This is a genomic window from Flavobacterium commune (genome assembly GCF_001857965.1).
GTDB classification, from domain to species: domain Bacteria; phylum Bacteroidota; class Bacteroidia; order Flavobacteriales; family Flavobacteriaceae; genus Flavobacterium; species Flavobacterium commune.
In genome coordinates this window covers 1,585,172-1,601,691 of sequence record NZ_CP017774.1, presented here as the reverse complement: position 1 = coordinate 1,601,691, position 16,520 = coordinate 1,585,172, and the positions used below count along the sequence as shown (strand labels likewise).

Genomic DNA, 16,520 nt, shown 5'->3' with positions numbered 1-16,520 from the left:
ATAAAAAACGAAACTGATGATTGAAAAAATAAACCTCAACAACATCTTATTTCTGGATATAGAAACGGTTCCTGAAACGGAAGATTTCAACTCTTTGGATCCGGAGATGCAAGCCTTGTACGAACAGAAAACCCAATACCAACGCAAAGACGATTTCTCGGCAGAGGAATTTTATGATCGTGCCGGAATTTGGGCTGAATTTGGTAAAATTATATGTATTTCTGTTGGTTTTTTTGTCATTAAAGGCGATATCCGCAACTTTAGAGTGACTTCATTTTTTGGAGAAGAAGCCAAGCTTTTAAAGGATTTTAATAATTTACTGAATAATCATTTCAATGGCCCACAACATCTTTTATGCGGACATAATGCTAAAGAATTTGACATTCCATTTCTGGCCCGCCGCATGATTATCAATCAAATTCCAATTCCCGACAAGCTGAATTTATTTGGCAAAAAACCTTGGGAAATTCCGCATTTAGATACTTTAGAGTTATGGAAATTTGGCGATTACAAGCATTTCACTTCTTTAAAACTAATGTGCAAAGTTCTCGGAATCCCTTCTCCTAAAGGCGATATCGACGGCAGTCAGGTAGGTCATGTTTTTTATGTGGATAAAGACATTGACCGAATTGTAACCTATTGCGAAAAAGACACCATTGCCGTAGCTCAAATTTTCCTCCGCTTGCGAAGAGAGGATTTATTGATTGAAGACGAGATTATTCATGTTTAAAAATATTTAAATGAAAGAATGGATTATTTCTGCTAATGCTGAAATGTATGATCATACCTCATCTTTTGAACATTTTGGCTACATTGATTGGAGACAAGGATTAACAAAATTCGAAATAGGTGATATTATATATATCTATTCTACGAGACCTACTTCAGCAATCCAATATAAATGTATAATTGAAAAAATAAATTTATCCAAGCACAATATCAGAGATGATAAAAATTATTGGAAAAATTTTGAAGAATACCAAAAATCAATTAATGGTACCTTTATGCGATTAAGATTAATGGATCAAATATCTAATGAGAAATTAAAATTAGAAAATTTAAAATTAAATGGATTAAAAGCTGCCCCTCAAGGACCTGTTAAAATAAAACCGGAATTATCAATTTACATAAATAAAAACTTCACTGACAATGAACAAATTGAATACTTCCCTGATTTATTAAATGAAGAACATATAGAATATGAAGGTTTAAAAAAACAAATTACTGTAAATAAATATGAAAGAAGTTCAATTGCCAGAAAAAAATGTATTGATTTTCATGGTTTAAATTGTTTTGTTTGTGATATAAATTTTTTAGAAACTTACGGTGAAATTGGCAAAGATTTTATACATGTACACCACGTAATTCCAATTTCTCAAATTGGAATAGAATACAAAGTTGACTACAAAAATGATTTAATACCTGTTTGTCCTAACTGTCATTCTATGTTACACAGAAAATTTAATGGTAAAGAGCCGTCAGTTTTTGAACTAAAAAAAATGATAAAACAATAAAAAAATTAATTATCCCTTTGCGAAAAGCCTTTGTGAACTTTGCGGTTAAATATATATTTTTACAAAAATTATAAATTATGGTATTAAGTAGATTTTGGTTAGTAATTTTCATTTCGTCAATTACATTTGTTCTTTTCAGTTTGTTTTCTGGTAGCAATTACACAATAGACCATGTTTTAAACGGAAAGAAAGACGATCCTATTTTAATTTCTGAAAAATATATCGATCAAATTCCTGCTTTTATAAAAGACAGTATCAATAAATCGGAAGAAAAAACCTTTACGATTAATAGAGATACGCTAAATATTGACACGACTTATGTCTATAAAAATAAAACGGTAAAAATCTACAGTGGTGTTCAAAAATCGGATGGTTTATTACCAACTTGTAAAAGTACCTTACTGGATTTGATTCTGCCATTGATGGCTTATTTGGCATTTTTCTGTGGATTAATGGAACTTTTAATCATTTCGGGAGTGTCTGAAAAACTAGCACGAGTATTAAGTCCGGTATTTGTAAAAGTGTTCCCAAGTATTCCAAAAAATCATCCCTCGATTTCTTATATGACCTTGAATTTTGCTGCCAATTTCCTTGGATTGGATTCGGCCGCAACTCCATTTGGACTGAAAGCCATGGAAAGTTTGCAAACCATTAATCCCGAAAAAGACAAGGCCAGCGATGCACAAATTATGTTCATGTGTCTGCACGCCTCAGGACTAACGTTAATCGCAACTTCAATAATTGGTTATCGCGCGGCTGCAAATGCTGCTAATCCTGCTGATGTAATGCTGCCTTGTATCATCACCTCATTTATAGGTACCATCGCTGCTTTTCTAATTGTAGGAGTTAAACAAAAAATTAATTTCAAAAGCGCTTCTTTACTCATCGGATTAATGATGTTAATTGCGGCTATTGTAGGTTTGTTAATGTATGTAAACCATTTGGATTTAATTGGTAAAAACTATTTCACTACTAATCTTTCAGCCATAATATTGATAGGAATTATTGTTGCTACTTTGATATTTTCTTTTCTTAAGGAGAAGAAATTCACTGAGGCTAATACTACTGTTTACGAAGCTTTTGTATCGGGAGCCAATAATGGTGTGAAAACCGGGGTTACCATTTTTCCTTATGTTTTGGGTATGTTAGTAGCTATTTCATTGTTTAGAAACAGTGGTTTATTTGAAATTATCAGCAACGGACTTGGATTTGTTTTCTCAAATATGGGAGTCAGTAAAGAAATTGTTGATGCTTTGCCGGTTGCCTTACTAAGACCGTTCAGTTCTGCTGGATCAAGAGGGTTTTTGATTGATTCGATGAATACTTTTGGCGCCGATTCTATGACGGGAAGATTGAGTTCTATTTTTCAATGCAGTGCCGAAAGTACTTTTTATGTAATTGCGGTTTACTTTGGTTCGGTTAACATCAAAAACACCCGATATGCTTTAGGAACTATGCTTATAGTTGATGTGATCTGTGTAATTACTGCTATTTTCGTGGCAAGCTGGTTTTTTTAAATCTTTAAAAAATGAATAGACTCTTTGGTAAATTAATCTTTTTATGGATTGGAAATATCATTATGTGGATTTACTTTGGAGGTGAAAAATCTATGAATGATGTATCTAAAACAGACAATGAAATTATTGGAAAGACACTAACAATAATTCTAGGATTATTAATCTATTTTTCATTCTTTTGATCTGAACAAAAAATTATCATTTATTAACCATTAAACCAATTAAAAAAATGTCAAAATATACTAAATACATCGCTATAGGATTGATGATTTTATTTTTACTTACTAGTTTATTATCTTAAATTTTATCAAAACACATTTACTTAACATGAAATATTCATTTCTTGCTATTATCGCTGTATTTTTTATGTCATGCAGTAATGATTCCGAAAAGTTGATAGATTATAGTGCGCAAAATGAGGCTGAAATTCAAGCTTATATCGCAGAAAATGATTTGGATGCACAAAGAACAAGTTCTGGTTTGTATTACGTAATCAATGAAGAAGGAACTGGAAAAAGACCTACTGCAACTTCAGTAATTACTGTATCCTACAAAGGGTATTATACAGATAAAACTGTTTTTGACCAAGGCAGTACAACTGGAGTTACTTTTAATTTACAACAAGTAATTAAAGGGTGGATTGAAGGCATTCCTTTCTTTAAAGAAGGCGGAAGTGGTATTCTGTTAATTCCAGCACATTTAGCTTATGGAAGTAAGGATTATCAAAAAGTTCCTGGGGGGTCTGTTTTAATTTTTGAAATTAAATTATTGGCGGTTGAATTTAGTGCTACTAATGATGCTCAAATTGTAAAATACATTAGTGATAATCAATTAAATGCTACAAAAACAGAATCTGGTTTGTATTATGTTATTGACGAAGCGGGAACTGGAAAACAACCTACATCAACCTCAAATGTTACTGTGGCCTACAAAGGTTATTTTACAAATAAAACTGTTTTTGACCCAGGCAGCACAACTGGAATTTCATTGAATTTGCAACAAGTAATTAAAGGCTGGACGGAAGGAATTCCGTATTTTAAAGAAGGAGGAAGCGGAAAACTTTTGATTCCTGCTACTTTGGGCTATGGCAGTTACAATTACAATTCTATTCCAGGCGGTTCGGTATTAATTTTTGATGTTAAGCTAATTTCGGTTAATTAAAAACAAATAAAAAATGTCAAAATATACTAAATACATCGCTATAGCATTGGTGATTTTATTTTTAGTTACTAGTTTGTTAGGCTAAAAACATTATTTCCATTACAAAAAAACACTTTTTTTGAGCTATAATTCAGCAAATCAGATGTTATTTGATGGTTGATTTGTAACAAAAAAAGTGTTTTTCAGTACTAATCCCATTCAGCAATTTCCTTTGCTGCGGCAAATATTTTTTATATTTGTCAAAAAAATAAAATACCAATGGACTTTATATATCAGGATCCTTATCCAATTTTAAAAGACGATACCCAATACCGCAAAATCACTTCTGATTACGTAAAAGTAGAGAAACTCGGCGATAGAGAAATCTTAACCGTTGACCCAAAAGGTTTGGAATTGCTTTCGCAGGAAGCAATGAAAGATGTTTCTTTTATGTTACGTACTTCGCATTTGGAAAAATTAAGAGCTATTCTTGATGATCCTGAAGCAACAGACAACGACCGATTCGTGGCTTATAATTTATTGCAAAACGCTGTTGTGGCTATTGATGGCGAATTGCCTTCATGTCAGGATACGGGAACAGCAATTGTAATGGCTAAAAAAGGGGAAAACGTATATACTGGTGTCGATGATGCCGAATGGCTTTCTAAAGGGATTTTTAACACCTATCAGGAACGCAACTTACGTTATTCGCAAATTGTGCCAATCAGTATGTTTGAAGAGAAGAACTCTGGTTCTAATCTTCCGGCGCAAGTTGATATTTATGCCAAAAAAGGAAGTTCGTATGAGTTTTTATTTTTAGCAAAAGGTGGAGGTTCTGCCAATAAAACGTATTTATACCAACAAACGAAATCCTTGTTGAATGAAAAATCACTGGATGCTTTCATTCGCGCTAAAATCATGGATTTAGGAACTTCTGCTTGTCCGCCTTATCACTTGGCTTTGGTAATTGGAGGAACTTCTGCCGAAGCAACTTTAGCAGCAGTTAAAAAAGCTTCTGCAGGGTACTACGACAATTTACCTACTACAGGAAACATGGCTGGTCAGGCTTTCCGTGATTTGGAATGGGAAAAACGTGTTCAAAAAATCTGTCAAGAAAGTGCTATTGGAGCTCAATTTGGAGGAAAATATTTCACGCATGATGTACGTGTAATCCGTTTGCCACGTCACGCAGCTTCTTGTCCGGTTGGATTGGGAGTTTCCTGTTCTGCCGATAGAAATATCAAAGGAAAAATTACCAAAGACGGAATCTTCGTAGAGCAATTAGAAGTAAACCCGAAACGTTTATTGCCTGAAACACCACCACATTTAGAAGAAGCTGTTGAAGTTGATTTGAACCAACCGATGGCTGATATTCTTAAAAAATTATCACAATATCCAATTAAAACACGTTTGAAACTAAACGGAACTTTGATTGTAGCCCGTGATATTGCTCACGCTAAAATCAAAGAATTATTGGATGCTGGAAAACCAATGCCGGAATACTTTAAAAACCATCCAATTTACTATGCAGGTCCTGCTAAAACACCGGACGGAATGCCATCAGGAAGTTTTGGACCAACAACTGCAGGACGTATGGACGTTTATGTAGAAGAATTCCAAAAAAATGGCGGAAGTATGGTAATGCTTGCCAAAGGAAACAGAACTAAAGATGTGATGAATGCCTGTAAAACTTACGGTGGATTCTATTTGGGTTCTATCGGAGGTCCGGCAGCTATTTTAGCTAAAGAAAACATTCTTTCGGTTGAAGTAGTTGACTTTGAAGAATTAGGCATGGAAGCCGTTCGTAAAATCACTATTAAAGATTTCCCTGCTTTTATTATCACTGATGATAAAGGAAATGATTTCTTTGAGAATTTATAATCTGAGGCACTAAACTACTAAGGCACTGAGATTCTAAATTTATATTTTTTAACCGCAAATTCGCAAATTATTTGAAAGTTTTTGAGCTTTTAAATTTGTGAATTTGCGGTTTGTATTTTTATTCAATCACCATTTCAGGAATATCGCCTTCTATAATCAATTCTGCTTCGGTCGAAGCGATGATATGCTCTACTGTTACTCCGGGAGCTCTTTCGAGTAATTTAATCCCCCTTGGAGTAATTTCCATAACTGCTAATTCAGTCACGATTTTTTTAACGCAGCCCACACCTGTTAACGGCAAACTGCATTTTTTTAGAATTTTAGATTCCCCTTCTTTGTTGACGTGCATCATGGCCACAATGATATTTTCAGCAGAAGCCACTAAATCCATCGCACCCCCCATTCCTTTAACCATTTTACCGGGAATTTTCCAGTTGGCTATATCGCCGTTTTCGGCTACTTCCATGGCACCAAGAATAGTTAAATCGACATGTTTTCCGCGAATCATTCCAAAACTTAATGCCGAATCAAAAAAGACAGCTCCGGGAAGCGTTGTTATGGTTTGTTTTCCTGCATTAATTAAATCAGCGTCTTCTTCACCCTCGAAAGGAAACGGACCCATGCCTAAAACGCCATTTTCGCTTTGAAATTCGACGTTTATTCCTTCAGGTATATAATTGGCCACCAAAGTAGGAATTCCTATCCCTAAATTAACGTAAAAGCCGTCTTGAAGTTCTTGAGCAATTCGTTTTGCGATATCTTCTTTTGTTAACATGATTTCGAACTTTTATTTTTTTGAACCATATAAGTCATAAAAAAACTATTTAAGTTTTGATTAAAAAAGCATAATCTATACCCTTTTTCTATTATCCTTCCAAAACTCTAACTGTTAGCAAACGTTATTTTATTCGTTTCATTATTATTTCTGTGATTGGAAGACAGTCCCTATCTAAACTGTCTTTTTGGATATATTTGATTTTTACTTTACTCAAATCGGTAGCCAATCTAATTCCAACAAGATATTTTTTTTCTTCTTTAAAATACTCATCTACAAAATATCCGCCATCTTCATCTTCATCAATTTCACCATCTCCATTCCAATTTTTATTTTTTGCAATTCCCCAATATTCTGTATCACAAGGAAGTGTTTCTGTGAAAAGATAGAATTTAATAGTTTTTTTATCAACGATATTTATTCCGAGTAATTGATTCTCTTCATCTTGTGAATATTGAAAAACTAATGAATAATCTTTTTGAGAAAACTTAGAAGGAATGTTTTTTTCAATGTTTTTATTCTCTTGAGTTTTAGCTTCAACTGTTTTAACATTTTTAGAAGCTTCATTATTTTTGCAACTAATAAAACCAAATGTTAGGATTAAAAATATTTTCTTGTATTCTTTCATTTGTGATATAATGTTTGCTAACTATTTTCTTTCTCGAACCGTTCTTTTCTCAATCCGTTTTTCATATTTCTCACCTTGAAAAATCCGTTGCACAAATATTCCGGGAATATGAATTTGATTAGGATCTAAAGTTCCTGCTTCAACTAGTTCTTCTACTTCGGCAATAGTGATTTTGGCAGCACCGGCCATGGCAGGATTGAAATTTCGGGCAGTTCCTTTAAAAATTAGGTTTCCTGCCGTGTCTCCTTTCCAGGCTTTTACAATGGAAAAATCAGCATTGAAAGCCAATTCCATCACGTGCATTTTTCCGTTAAATTCCCGGGTTTCTTTACCAATTGCAACTTCAGTTCCAAAGCCTGCCGGAGTAAAAAAAGCAGGAATTCCGGCCTGAGCCGCACGACAGCGTTCAGCTAATGTTCCTTGTGGAATAAGTTCTACTTCGAGTTCACCTGAAAGCATCTGACGTTCAAATTCGGCATTTTCACCAACATAAGATGAAATCATTTTTTTGATTTGTCTTTTTTGCAAAAGCATCCCCAAACCAAAATTATCCACTCCGGCATTATTAGAAATACAGGTGAGATTTTTAATTTCTTTTTGGACTAATTCGGCAATAGAATTTTCTGGAATACCACAAAGTCCAAAACCTCCCAACATAATAGTCGCATTGTCTTGAACATCACGCAGGGCTTCCTGAACAGAATTTACTTTTTTACAGATCATAACGAATTGATTTCTTTTGATTCTTAAAAATAAGTCTTTATTTCCAAAAGAAAAAACAATATTACTATTCGCCCCTAATTAAAGTTTTAGCTCTATATTTTTATGAAAATGATAAGCACTGATTGTAAAATCTTCTTTGAAATAGAGTTTATGAGCAGTGGTTCTAGCCGGACCGGAATCCAATTGAATGGAAACACATTGCTGTTCCAAAGCAATTTCTTTTAGGTAGTTTAGAAGTTGCGAAGCATAACCTTTCCCCCTAAAATTTTCCAGAGTAGAAAGATCATCCAGATAAAGCATTTTACCGCAATAGAGCATCGTATAAATGCGATAACCAGCAATTGCAACCGTTATACCCTCTTCCTGAATATAAAGCAGCTGATAGCCTTCTTTTTGTAAATCCTTTATTAGAGAAACAAAATGTTCTCTTTCTAACATTGGTCGTAATACAGAAATAGCTTCCCAACAGGAAGCTATTTCATTATCGGTAATTGCAATTTTAATTTCAGTCATAATGAACAAATTAAAATAAAACGTTTTTAGAATTCAAACTCGTCTGTATCCTGAATAACTGCAGTGGTATCCTTTTCTACTTTTGGACGCGGTTGATAACAATCTACTTTTATAGAAAGATTAGCCGGTCTTTCAAATGGTTCTTTTGAGACTTTTAGATTTGGATCCTCATAACATAATTTCATAAAATATCCCCAAACCGGTAGTGCTGCTGTAGCTCCCTGACCATAAGTAAGACTTTTAAAACGAGCTGAACGGTCTTCGCAACCTACCCAAACTCCTGTCACCAAATTTGGAACCATTCCCATGAACCATCCATCAGATTGGTTTTGTGTTGTTCCTGTTTTACCGGCAATCGGGTTTTTAAATACATACGGATAACCTGTCCAACGGTTGTCTCCGCTACCTCCGTATTCAGTTCTTAATCTGGATCCCGAACCACCTTCGGTAACACCTTCCAGTAATTTCACAACAGCAAAGGCAATATCTTTGTTCAAAACATCATGCGATTCCGGTATTGGCTCATAAATAACAACACCACTTTTATCTTCAATTCGAGTTAAAAACTGCGGTTTGTTATACACTCCCTGATTAGCAAAAGTACTGTAAGCAGCTACCATTTCTTCAACAGTAATATCTACAGCTCCAAGTGCGATCGAAGGCTGAGCAGGGATTTCAGTTTTAACCCCTAATTTATGCGTTAGTTTAATTACTGCTTCCGGGCCGGTTTTGTCAATTAATTTAGCCGAAACGGTATTAATCGAATTGGCCAATGCTTTCTTCAAAGTGACCATTCCAAGATAAGTATTGTTTGAGTTTCTTGGAGTCCAGGTTTCTGTAACGTGATGACGACCAACAGGAATAGTGAATGGTGCATCGATAATAGAATCGCAAGGAGACATGTTCAACTGCTCTATGGCTGTTGCATACACAAAAGGTTTGAAAGTAGAACCCACTTGTCTGGCTCCCTGAGCTACGTGATCGTATTGAAAATACTTATAATTGATTCCTCCTACCCAAGCTTTGATGTTTCCTGTTTGAGGCTCCATAGCCATCAATCCGGATTGCAGGAAATGTTTGTAATAACGAATAGAATCCAAAGGCGTCATAACCGTATCTCGCTCTCCTTTCCAGGTAAAAACAGTCATTTTTGTTTTCTTATTGAAAGATTCAATAATTTCATCTTCTGATTTTTCCATTGATTCCATAACAGTCCAACGGTTAGAAGCTTTCATAGCCAATTTTAAAATTCGATTGGTTTCTTTCTCAGAAATACCAACAAATGGCGCATTTTTATTGGTTTTTGCCTCAATAAAAAACTGTTCCTGAAGATTTGCCATGTGCTCAGTAACCGCCTTTTCAGCATGCAATTGCATTCTGGAATCGATAGTAGTGTAAATTTTTAATCCATCTTTATAGATATCATAATCTGAACCATCCGGTTTTTTATTGGTTTCTGCCCATTTTTTCATGTAGTCACGTAAGTATTCTCTGAAATAAGTAGCGGTTCCTTCTCGATGACTCTCTAATTTAAAACGTAAGTTTAGAGGTAGTTTTTTTAATTTTTCTTTTTGGGCTTCAGTAATCATATCCGACTTTTCCATTTGTCCCAAAACCACATTTCTACGGTTTTTTACACCCTCAGGATTTCGAATTGGATTATAAAGACTTGAATTTTTAAACATACCCACCAAAATTGCCGACTCGTCCACCGTTAATTCTTTTGGAGTTTTTGAAAAATAAGTCTGAGCTGCCGAACTTACTCCTACAGCTGAGTTTCCAAAATCATATACATTGCAATACATCGCCAGAATCTCATTCTTAGTATATTGTCTTTCTAATCGAATAGCAATAATCCATTCCTTCGCTTTTTGAACAATACGAAAAGGCAGGAATTTAGATCCTTCACCATGAAACAATTGTTTAGCCAATTGCTGTGTTAAGGTACTCGCACCACCATTTGTTCCTAAACTTACAATAGCTCTTAAAGTTCCTCTTCCGTCAATACCTGAATGTTCGTAGAAACGCTCATCCTCAGTTGCAACAAGTGCATCTACTAGATTTTTAGGCAAATCAGAATATTTTAATTGCGAACGGTTCGTTTGAAAATACTTTCCAATAACTACTCCATCAGCAGAAATAATTTCGGTAGCCAAATTAGAATCCGGGTTTTCTAAGTCTTCAAATGAAGGCATGGAACCAAAAAGTCCCCAGGATGCAAAAAGGAAAAACAACATAATTCCTGCCATTCCATAAAAGAAAAACTTCCAGAATTTTTTGGTGTAGTACTTAAAATCGTGTTCTGTAGTATTTGTTTTTTTATTAGTTGCCATAACTATTTATTCTTTTTTTTCAATTCTTAAACCTACTTCGGTAATGCCTTCTAATTCTGTAACTCCCGGAACCTTACCACCTTCTCTAACAGCTTGCTTTATATTGAGTTTGTATTTTCCTCTGAACCTTACATTCTCTTTAAAATACAATTTGCTCTCTTTTATATCGGTAAACCCATTCCCTAACAATGTGCCATCAGCCGCAGCCATTTGGTATTCTAAGGTATCCACTTTAGTGTAACCATTTGGTTTTTCAAGTGTTACAATCAAAAATAGATTACTAAAAGGATAATTATTATTATCTCTGATGTTTATAAAAAGATCATATCTTTTTGTAGAATCCAATTCAGGCAAATTAAAGGAAACGACGCTATCTTTATGCCAGGCACTACCAACGGATTTATATTCATCAAAAACTCTTTTTTTATCACAGGAGAAAAAAAGTATGCTAACTAAAAGTAATACAACGCTATTTTTTAGCCTCATTTTTTTTAATAATTATAGGTTTTCTAGGTCCTTTAGGTTTCTTTTCTGACGGTTGTTTGGGCGCAGATGGAGCTGCAGCCGTATTATTGTTGTTATTATTTGCCGGTTTGTTTTGCTGTTTTTTGGCATTTGGTGCTCCGGCATTATTTTCAACTGTCTTTTTGGGTTTTTTATTGTGTCTTTTGCTCTTTTTTGGTTGATCAAAACGAGTTAAACTTTCTTGTCCCATGGCATTATTAAAGTCTTTTTCAACTTCCTGAACAACTTCAATTGCAAAATCTTCTAAGGACGAAACTTTATTTTTTAGCTTATTTTCAGCAACAATTTCCTTAACCTTATCAATTTTTAAAACATGCCAATTGGCAAAATTGTTCGTGTAAGCAAACCACATCAATCCTTTAAAAATATCTTGTTTTTGACAAACAGCATCACCTTTTTCGGTAATCAATTTGGTGTCAAAATCAGGAAATCCTTTTAAAGCATCCATGTAAGTGTCTAATTCATAATTCAAACAGCACTTTAATTTACCACATTGTCCCGCTAATTTTTGCGGATTTAAAGACAATTGCTGGTAACGTGCTGCCGAAGTATTGACACTTCTAAAATCAGTCAGCCAGGTAGAACAACACAGTTCTCTGCCACAAGAACCTATTCCCCCCAAACGAGCCGCTTCCTGACGGAAACCAACTTGCTTCATCTCGATTCTGGTATTGAATTCTTTGGCAAAATCTTTAATTAATTGTCTGAAATCGACTCTGTCATTAGCCGTGTAATAAAATGTTGCCTTAGAACCATCTCCCTGAAATTCGATATCCGAAATTTTCATTTCCAGTTTTTGAGCAATAGCCAATTCGCGGGCGCGAACTTTCATTGGCTCTTCTTTACTGCGAGCCGCCGACCAAATATCGATGTCTTTTTGAGATGCTTTTCGGTACACTTTTGGTACTTCATTGCTATTAGGATCTACTCCTTTTTTCTTCATTTGGATTCTTACCAATTCTCCCGTCAAAGTAACAATTCCAATATCATGCCCAGGAGAAGCGACAGTTGCCACAATGTCTCCCATGCTTAAAGTTAATTTCTCGGTATTGCGATAAAATTCTTTTCTTCCGTTCTTAAAACGAACTTCAACACAATCAAAAGGAGCTTCACCACCCGGTAAACTCATATTCGAAAGCCAGTCAAAGACCGTTAATTTGTTGCAGCTATCGGTGCCACAAGTCCCATTATTTTTGCAACCTTTTGGTGCGCCACCATCAGAGGTTGAACAACTTGCACATGCCATAATTTTATATGTAGTGTTGTGACTGGCACAACTTAAGTTCTTAAAACGTTTAATCCGTAAAGATAGTATTTTTTAATCTTAAGATGCAAAATTAAGAATTTCTCAAAACATTAAAATTTTTATAAAAAAAGCCTGTTTCAAAATGAGTTGAAACAGGCTTTAAAATAATTTATAATTGAAATTTTATATCATTTATAAGACAAACGAATTCTGAAAGAATTAAAACAGATACAAGTTTCTTTTGACTTTATGACTTTTAAAATTTTGTCTTACGTATTGATTATTATTGTTTTAAACTTTTAAAATCTTCAATATACAATCCTTTGGCAGCATTCGTAGGATTGAACGAAGCAAGATTGTCGTTTCTAAAAGACAATGAGGTGTTGGTGTTTTGAGTATTAGTCCGCAAAGTTTGCCCAGTAATCAGTTCGAGAGCCTTTTTTAAACATGGATCTTTTACGTTTCCAAATTCAACCAGATTTAAGAAAGTAGAATAAGGATTAATCTCGTGATTAGGTGTAATTTTAGTTGGATTTACGTCTTTGTCTTTGTTGTAATAGGTAAACGTAATGGGTTGCAATTGCCATTGGTGTTTGGTACTTCTATTAGCGTATGAGGTATAATTTGATGTAGGAGAATCATATAGTGTATTAGATCCTACAAATTTACCTACTGTTTCTTCACCAATTGTAATTACGCTAATGTATTTTTTTAGACATTGAATAGTGAGTTCGCTGGCAGAAGCCGTTTGAAAACTTACTAAGACATATATTTTTGTTAAAGAAAGGCTATTGATACTTTCGTCTCTCTGAAAAGTGGGTTCGTTATCAACCAAATTGAAAATTTTTACTTTATCGGAAAGGTTTTCAAAACCATCGTTGCTATTATGTTTAGCATTGAAATCTAAATAAGCATACGGCTTGTTAGTAAAACTTCCATTGATCATTTGTGCCAAAGCTACTGCTGTTTCTAATGATCCGCCTCCGTTATATCTTAAATCTAAAACCAATTCGTTAATTCCATCCGATTGCATTTTGGCGAAAGCAGCATTAAGTTCATCATTATAATCGGATTTGAAACTATTATACACCAAATAGCCAATGTTTTTACTGCCATATACTTTCTTTTCGTAATAAGCAACCGGGTTTTCATCAATTTCTGTTTGAGTTACATTTACAGTACCTGCTTTGTCAGTAGTTACTAAACCAGTGCTTATAAATCCTACACTTGCTGCCAAAGTAAGTGATACTTGAGTATTGGCTAGTTGATCATAATTACTTGAGGTAAGTTGATTACCATTTATTTTTGTAATAACGTCACCCCTTTTCAATCCCGCTAAATCCGCAGGTGAACCTGGTACAATATAATTTATCAAGGCTACCAAATTTACATTATTCAAATCCTTAGGATAAACTCCATAACTAAAACCGCCACTTTTTTTGACTTCGGCAATTTTTGAAACATTCACCACTTCATTACTGTTTTCAATCCAGGAAAATCTATCCACAGTTCCTCTTTGATAAAGGAGCGAATAAAAAAGAGCATCTGGAGTTTTTCCGTTAATAAAATTAGCATAGTTATTGCTGGAAGTAATTTTGCTATCGGATAAATTGGCAACATTGGATTGCCAATAATACCAGGAATTCATCGCTTTCCAAACAAAGTCATTAATCTCATCAGGTACAACGGTTTTGACTGCATCAGAATCAGAATCAGAATCCTTACTGCAAGAAGTAAAAGCCAATCCAACAAGCAATATTAAAATTAGATATTTTAGTTTCATTATTAATCAATAGTTTAAATTAAATTTGTGCGAATAAAACATCAAAACTATGAAAAATAGTACACCAAAAGTCATTATTTTATTACTTTATTTAGGATCTTTCTTTATTTTCTCCTGTTCCAAGCAATTATTAGATATTAAAAACCAAACCTATAAAAGCTATAACAGAGATAGTGAAAAAGGATATACAGTTAGTTTTGAGCTTATTAATACTGAAATTATTCCAAAATCGATTGTGATTAATGGTATAGTTCAAAATATATCATTAGCAAACAAAACTGGTAAAAACTACCAAGTAAATGTGATTGCACAAACTAATATAATTCATAACTACCAAGTAAAATTAGAGAAAAAAGAAAACGGAATATATTTTGAAAAAGATTCAAAGTTGTTTTTTCAAGCTGTGAAATTCAAATTAATTAAGGATTAATTTTTCGCTACTCTAAATTAATCTTATGTTGCAAGATTAAGAACTGTTTAAAAAATTAAAATTTTTATAAAAAAAGCCTATTTCATTTTACTGAAATAGGCCTGCTTATAATTTTATAACTGTATTTAATCTAATATTTTAAATAATTTATCAGATAAACGAATTCTGAAAGGAACGGCAAAAGTTAGTTTGTCTCCTGCCTTGGCTTGAGTTCCCTCATAACCATTAACAAACATTTTTTCTAAAACCAATTCCTGATTTCCGGTTGTTGGTCCTGAAATTAGGATTTTATCGCCCAAATTCAATTCATTATTTTCAATGGTAAAAAGACCAATATTCGCTTTTACATAATAATGCTCGGCTTTACCCACTAAGGTCTTTTTTACTTTTATTTTTTGACGGATATCCGCCGATTTTGCTGCTGTCGCCAAAGCTGTATCGGACAGTTCACCCGAATGTTTGAACTTCAAACTTTCTGATTTTCCTTTTCTAAAAACCTTATTCCCTACTTGTTTTCCTCTTCTTAATTTTATTTGTTCGTCATAAGGCAAATGGATTGTTTCCTGACATTCAGTAGAACAACAATTTTCCATAGCTGCTTTACATTCATCACATTGGATAAACAATAAATGACAACCATCGTTAGCACAATTGGTGTGATTATCGCAAGGTTTTCCGCATTGATGACATTGGGAAACAATATCATCAGTAATTCTCTCCCCTAAACGATTATCGAAAACGAAGTTTTTTCCGATAAATTTACTTTCCAGTCCTTCCTCTTCAATTTGCTTTGCATAATTGATGATTCCGCCTTCTAATTGGAAAACATTTTTAAAACCTTGGTGTTTAAAATAAGCACTTGCTTTTTCACAACGAATTCCTCCGGTACAATACATTACCAGATTTTTGTCTTCCTTATAATCTTGAAGTTGCTCGTTGATTATGGGTAAACTTTCTCTAAAAGTTTCTACATCAGGAGTGATAGCCCCTTTAAAATGTCCCACTTCACTTTCGTAATGATTTCTAAAATCTACTACAATAGTATTTGGATCTTCCAGAATTTCATTGAATTCTTTGGCTTTTAAGTGTACGCCTTTATTGGTTACATCAAAAGTATCATCGTTAAGTCCGTCAGCCACAATTTTGTGACGCACTTTTATAGTCAATTTTAAAAACGCGTGATCATCATGTTCTACGGCTACATTCAAACGAATGCCTTTCATGAAATCATAAGCCTCCAAAGTTTCTCTAAAAGCTTCAATATTTTCGGCAGGAACGTTCATTTGAGCGTTAATACCTTCATGGGCAACATAAATTCGCCCCAGGGCATCAAGTGCATTCCAGGCTAGAAATAAATCGTCGCGAAATTTTTTAGGATCTTCAATTTTGGCATACGCATAGAAAGACAACGTAAGACGTTGTTTACCCGCTTGATCAATGAGTTCAGCTCTTTCTTCTGCGCTTAAGGTGTTGTACAGTTGCATGCTATAAACGGTTTAAGTGAGAATATTT

Annotated in this window: 16 protein-coding genes; 7 read left to right on the top strand and 9 right to left on the bottom strand. The window is 34.1% G+C overall.

What is annotated here, in order from left to right; all coding sequences use genetic code 11:
- Positions 1 to 16: 16 nt before the first annotated feature.
- The 6 genes from BIW12_RS06720 (at position 17) to BIW12_RS06700 (ending at position 6,052) form a co-directional block, all read left to right on the top strand.
- Entirely contained in the window at positions 17 to 730 is a 714-nt protein-coding gene (locus tag BIW12_RS06720) for a 3'-5' exonuclease (RefSeq protein WP_071184400.1), read from the top strand.
- A 10-nt stretch (positions 731 to 740) separates the two neighbouring features.
- Positions 741 to 1,514, top strand: a complete 774-nt coding sequence (locus BIW12_RS06715; protein WP_071184399.1) for an HNH endonuclease — start codon at positions 741 to 743, stop codon at positions 1,512 to 1,514.
- 77 nt (positions 1,515 to 1,591) lie between these two features.
- Positions 1,592 to 3,031 carry a nucleoside recognition domain-containing protein gene (locus BIW12_RS06710; protein WP_071184398.1) on the top strand — a complete coding sequence of 480 codons (1,440 nt, stop codon included), beginning with the start codon at positions 1,592 to 1,594 and terminating at the stop codon, positions 3,029 to 3,031.
- Between the two features lie 11 nt (positions 3,032 to 3,042).
- A complete protein-coding gene (locus BIW12_RS16310; protein WP_157499497.1) occupies positions 3,043 to 3,213 on the top strand; it encodes a hypothetical protein in 171 nt (56 codons plus the stop codon).
- Between the two features lie 145 nt (positions 3,214 to 3,358).
- Entirely contained in the window at positions 3,359 to 4,192 is an 834-nt protein-coding gene (locus BIW12_RS16675) for an FKBP-type peptidyl-prolyl cis-trans isomerase (protein ID WP_071184397.1), read from the top strand.
- Positions 4,193 to 4,450: 258 nt separating this feature from the next.
- The gene (locus BIW12_RS06700; protein ID WP_071184396.1) at positions 4,451 to 6,052 is read left to right on the top strand and encodes a fumarate hydratase; all 1,602 of its coding nucleotides are present in this window, start codon (positions 4,451 to 4,453) and stop codon (positions 6,050 to 6,052) included.
- Positions 6,053 to 6,170: 118 nt separating this feature from the next.
- Here BIW12_RS06700 and BIW12_RS06695 read toward each other — a convergent pair whose 3' ends face one another.
- From BIW12_RS06695 to BIW12_RS06660, 8 genes are all read right to left on the bottom strand, one after another.
- Complete coding sequence (locus BIW12_RS06695) at positions 6,171 to 6,827, bottom strand: CoA transferase subunit B (protein ID WP_071184395.1); 657 nt, start codon at positions 6,825 to 6,827, stop codon at positions 6,171 to 6,173.
- 124 nt (positions 6,828 to 6,951) lie between these two features.
- A complete protein-coding gene (locus BIW12_RS06690) occupies positions 6,952 to 7,455 on the bottom strand; it encodes a hypothetical protein (RefSeq protein WP_071184394.1) in 504 nt (167 codons plus the stop codon).
- A 21-nt stretch (positions 7,456 to 7,476) separates the two neighbouring features.
- The gene (locus BIW12_RS06685) at positions 7,477 to 8,178 is read right to left on the bottom strand and encodes a CoA transferase subunit A (RefSeq protein WP_071184393.1); all 702 of its coding nucleotides are present in this window, start codon (positions 8,176 to 8,178) and stop codon (positions 7,477 to 7,479) included.
- Positions 8,179 to 8,256: 78 nt separating this feature from the next.
- Positions 8,257 to 8,691, bottom strand: coding sequence for a GNAT family N-acetyltransferase (locus BIW12_RS06680; RefSeq protein WP_071184392.1), 435 nt, complete (start codon positions 8,689 to 8,691; stop codon positions 8,257 to 8,259).
- Positions 8,692 to 8,717: 26 nt separating this feature from the next.
- On the bottom strand, positions 8,718 to 11,024 hold the full coding sequence (locus tag BIW12_RS06675) for a penicillin-binding protein 1A (RefSeq protein ID WP_071184391.1): 2,307 nt from the start codon (positions 11,022 to 11,024) through the stop codon (positions 8,718 to 8,720).
- 6 nt (positions 11,025 to 11,030) lie between these two features.
- Entirely contained in the window at positions 11,031 to 11,510 is a 480-nt protein-coding gene (locus BIW12_RS06670) for a gliding motility lipoprotein GldH (RefSeq protein ID WP_071184390.1), read from the bottom strand.
- On the bottom strand, positions 11,494 to 12,795 hold the full coding sequence (locus tag BIW12_RS06665) for a PSP1 domain-containing protein (RefSeq protein ID WP_071184389.1): 1,302 nt from the start codon (positions 12,793 to 12,795) through the stop codon (positions 11,494 to 11,496). The genes BIW12_RS06670 and BIW12_RS06665 overlap by 17 nt, the downstream gene beginning before the upstream one ends.
- A gap of 283 nt (positions 12,796 to 13,078) precedes the next feature.
- The gene (locus BIW12_RS06660; protein ID WP_071184388.1) at positions 13,079 to 14,578 is read right to left on the bottom strand and encodes a S41 family peptidase; all 1,500 of its coding nucleotides are present in this window, start codon (positions 14,576 to 14,578) and stop codon (positions 13,079 to 13,081) included.
- 49 nt (positions 14,579 to 14,627) lie between these two features.
- On the opposite strand from BIW12_RS06660, the gene BIW12_RS06655 reads away from it, so the two are divergent.
- Positions 14,628 to 15,008, top strand: a complete 381-nt coding sequence (locus BIW12_RS06655) for a hypothetical protein (protein ID WP_071184387.1) — start codon at positions 14,628 to 14,630, stop codon at positions 15,006 to 15,008.
- Positions 15,009 to 15,133: 125 nt separating this feature from the next.
- On the opposite strand, the gene trhO is transcribed toward BIW12_RS06655, so the two are convergent.
- Positions 15,134 to 16,492 carry an oxygen-dependent tRNA uridine(34) hydroxylase TrhO gene (trhO, locus tag BIW12_RS06650; RefSeq protein ID WP_071184386.1) on the bottom strand — a complete coding sequence of 453 codons (1,359 nt, stop codon included), beginning with the start codon at positions 16,490 to 16,492 and terminating at the stop codon, positions 15,134 to 15,136.
- Positions 16,493 to 16,520 lie beyond the last annotated feature (28 nt).

What these genes read in the sequence shown, in the direction of transcription:
- BIW12_RS06690 (WP_071184394.1), bottom strand. Translation starts at nt 7,455, where the DNA reads ATGAAAGAATACAAGAAAATATTTTTAATCCTAACATTTGGTTTTATT.
- BIW12_RS06720 (WP_071184400.1), top strand. Translation starts at nt 17, where the DNA reads ATGATTGAAAAAATAAACCTCAACAACATCTTATTTCTGGATATAGAA.
- BIW12_RS06685 (WP_071184393.1), bottom strand. Translation starts at nt 8,178, where the DNA reads ATGATCTGTAAAAAAGTAAATTCTGTTCAGGAAGCCCTGCGTGATGTT.
- trhO (WP_071184386.1), bottom strand. Translation starts at nt 16,492, where the DNA reads ATGCAACTGTACAACACCTTAAGCGCAGAAGAAAGAGCTGAACTCATT.
- BIW12_RS06710 (WP_071184398.1), top strand. Translation starts at nt 1,592, where the DNA reads ATGGTATTAAGTAGATTTTGGTTAGTAATTTTCATTTCGTCAATTACA.
- BIW12_RS06670 (WP_071184390.1), bottom strand. Translation starts at nt 11,510, where the DNA reads ATGAGGCTAAAAAATAGCGTTGTATTACTTTTAGTTAGCATACTTTTT.
- BIW12_RS06655 (WP_071184387.1), top strand. Translation starts at nt 14,628, where the DNA reads ATGAAAAATAGTACACCAAAAGTCATTATTTTATTACTTTATTTAGGA.
- BIW12_RS06715 (WP_071184399.1), top strand. Translation starts at nt 741, where the DNA reads ATGAAAGAATGGATTATTTCTGCTAATGCTGAAATGTATGATCATACC.
- BIW12_RS06675 (WP_071184391.1), bottom strand. Translation starts at nt 11,024, where the DNA reads ATGGCAACTAATAAAAAAACAAATACTACAGAACACGATTTTAAGTAC.
- BIW12_RS06700 (WP_071184396.1), top strand. Translation starts at nt 4,451, where the DNA reads ATGGACTTTATATATCAGGATCCTTATCCAATTTTAAAAGACGATACC.
- BIW12_RS06665 (WP_071184389.1), bottom strand. Translation starts at nt 12,795, where the DNA reads ATGGCATGTGCAAGTTGTTCAACCTCTGATGGTGGCGCACCAAAAGGT.
- BIW12_RS06695 (WP_071184395.1), bottom strand. Translation starts at nt 6,827, where the DNA reads ATGTTAACAAAAGAAGATATCGCAAAACGAATTGCTCAAGAACTTCAA.
- BIW12_RS06660 (WP_071184388.1), bottom strand. Translation starts at nt 14,578, where the DNA reads ATGAAACTAAAATATCTAATTTTAATATTGCTTGTTGGATTGGCTTTT.
- BIW12_RS06680 (WP_071184392.1), bottom strand. Translation starts at nt 8,691, where the DNA reads ATGACTGAAATTAAAATTGCAATTACCGATAATGAAATAGCTTCCTGT.
- BIW12_RS16675 (WP_071184397.1), top strand. Translation starts at nt 3,359, where the DNA reads ATGAAATATTCATTTCTTGCTATTATCGCTGTATTTTTTATGTCATGC.
- BIW12_RS16310 (WP_157499497.1), top strand. Translation starts at nt 3,043, where the DNA reads ATGAATAGACTCTTTGGTAAATTAATCTTTTTATGGATTGGAAATATC.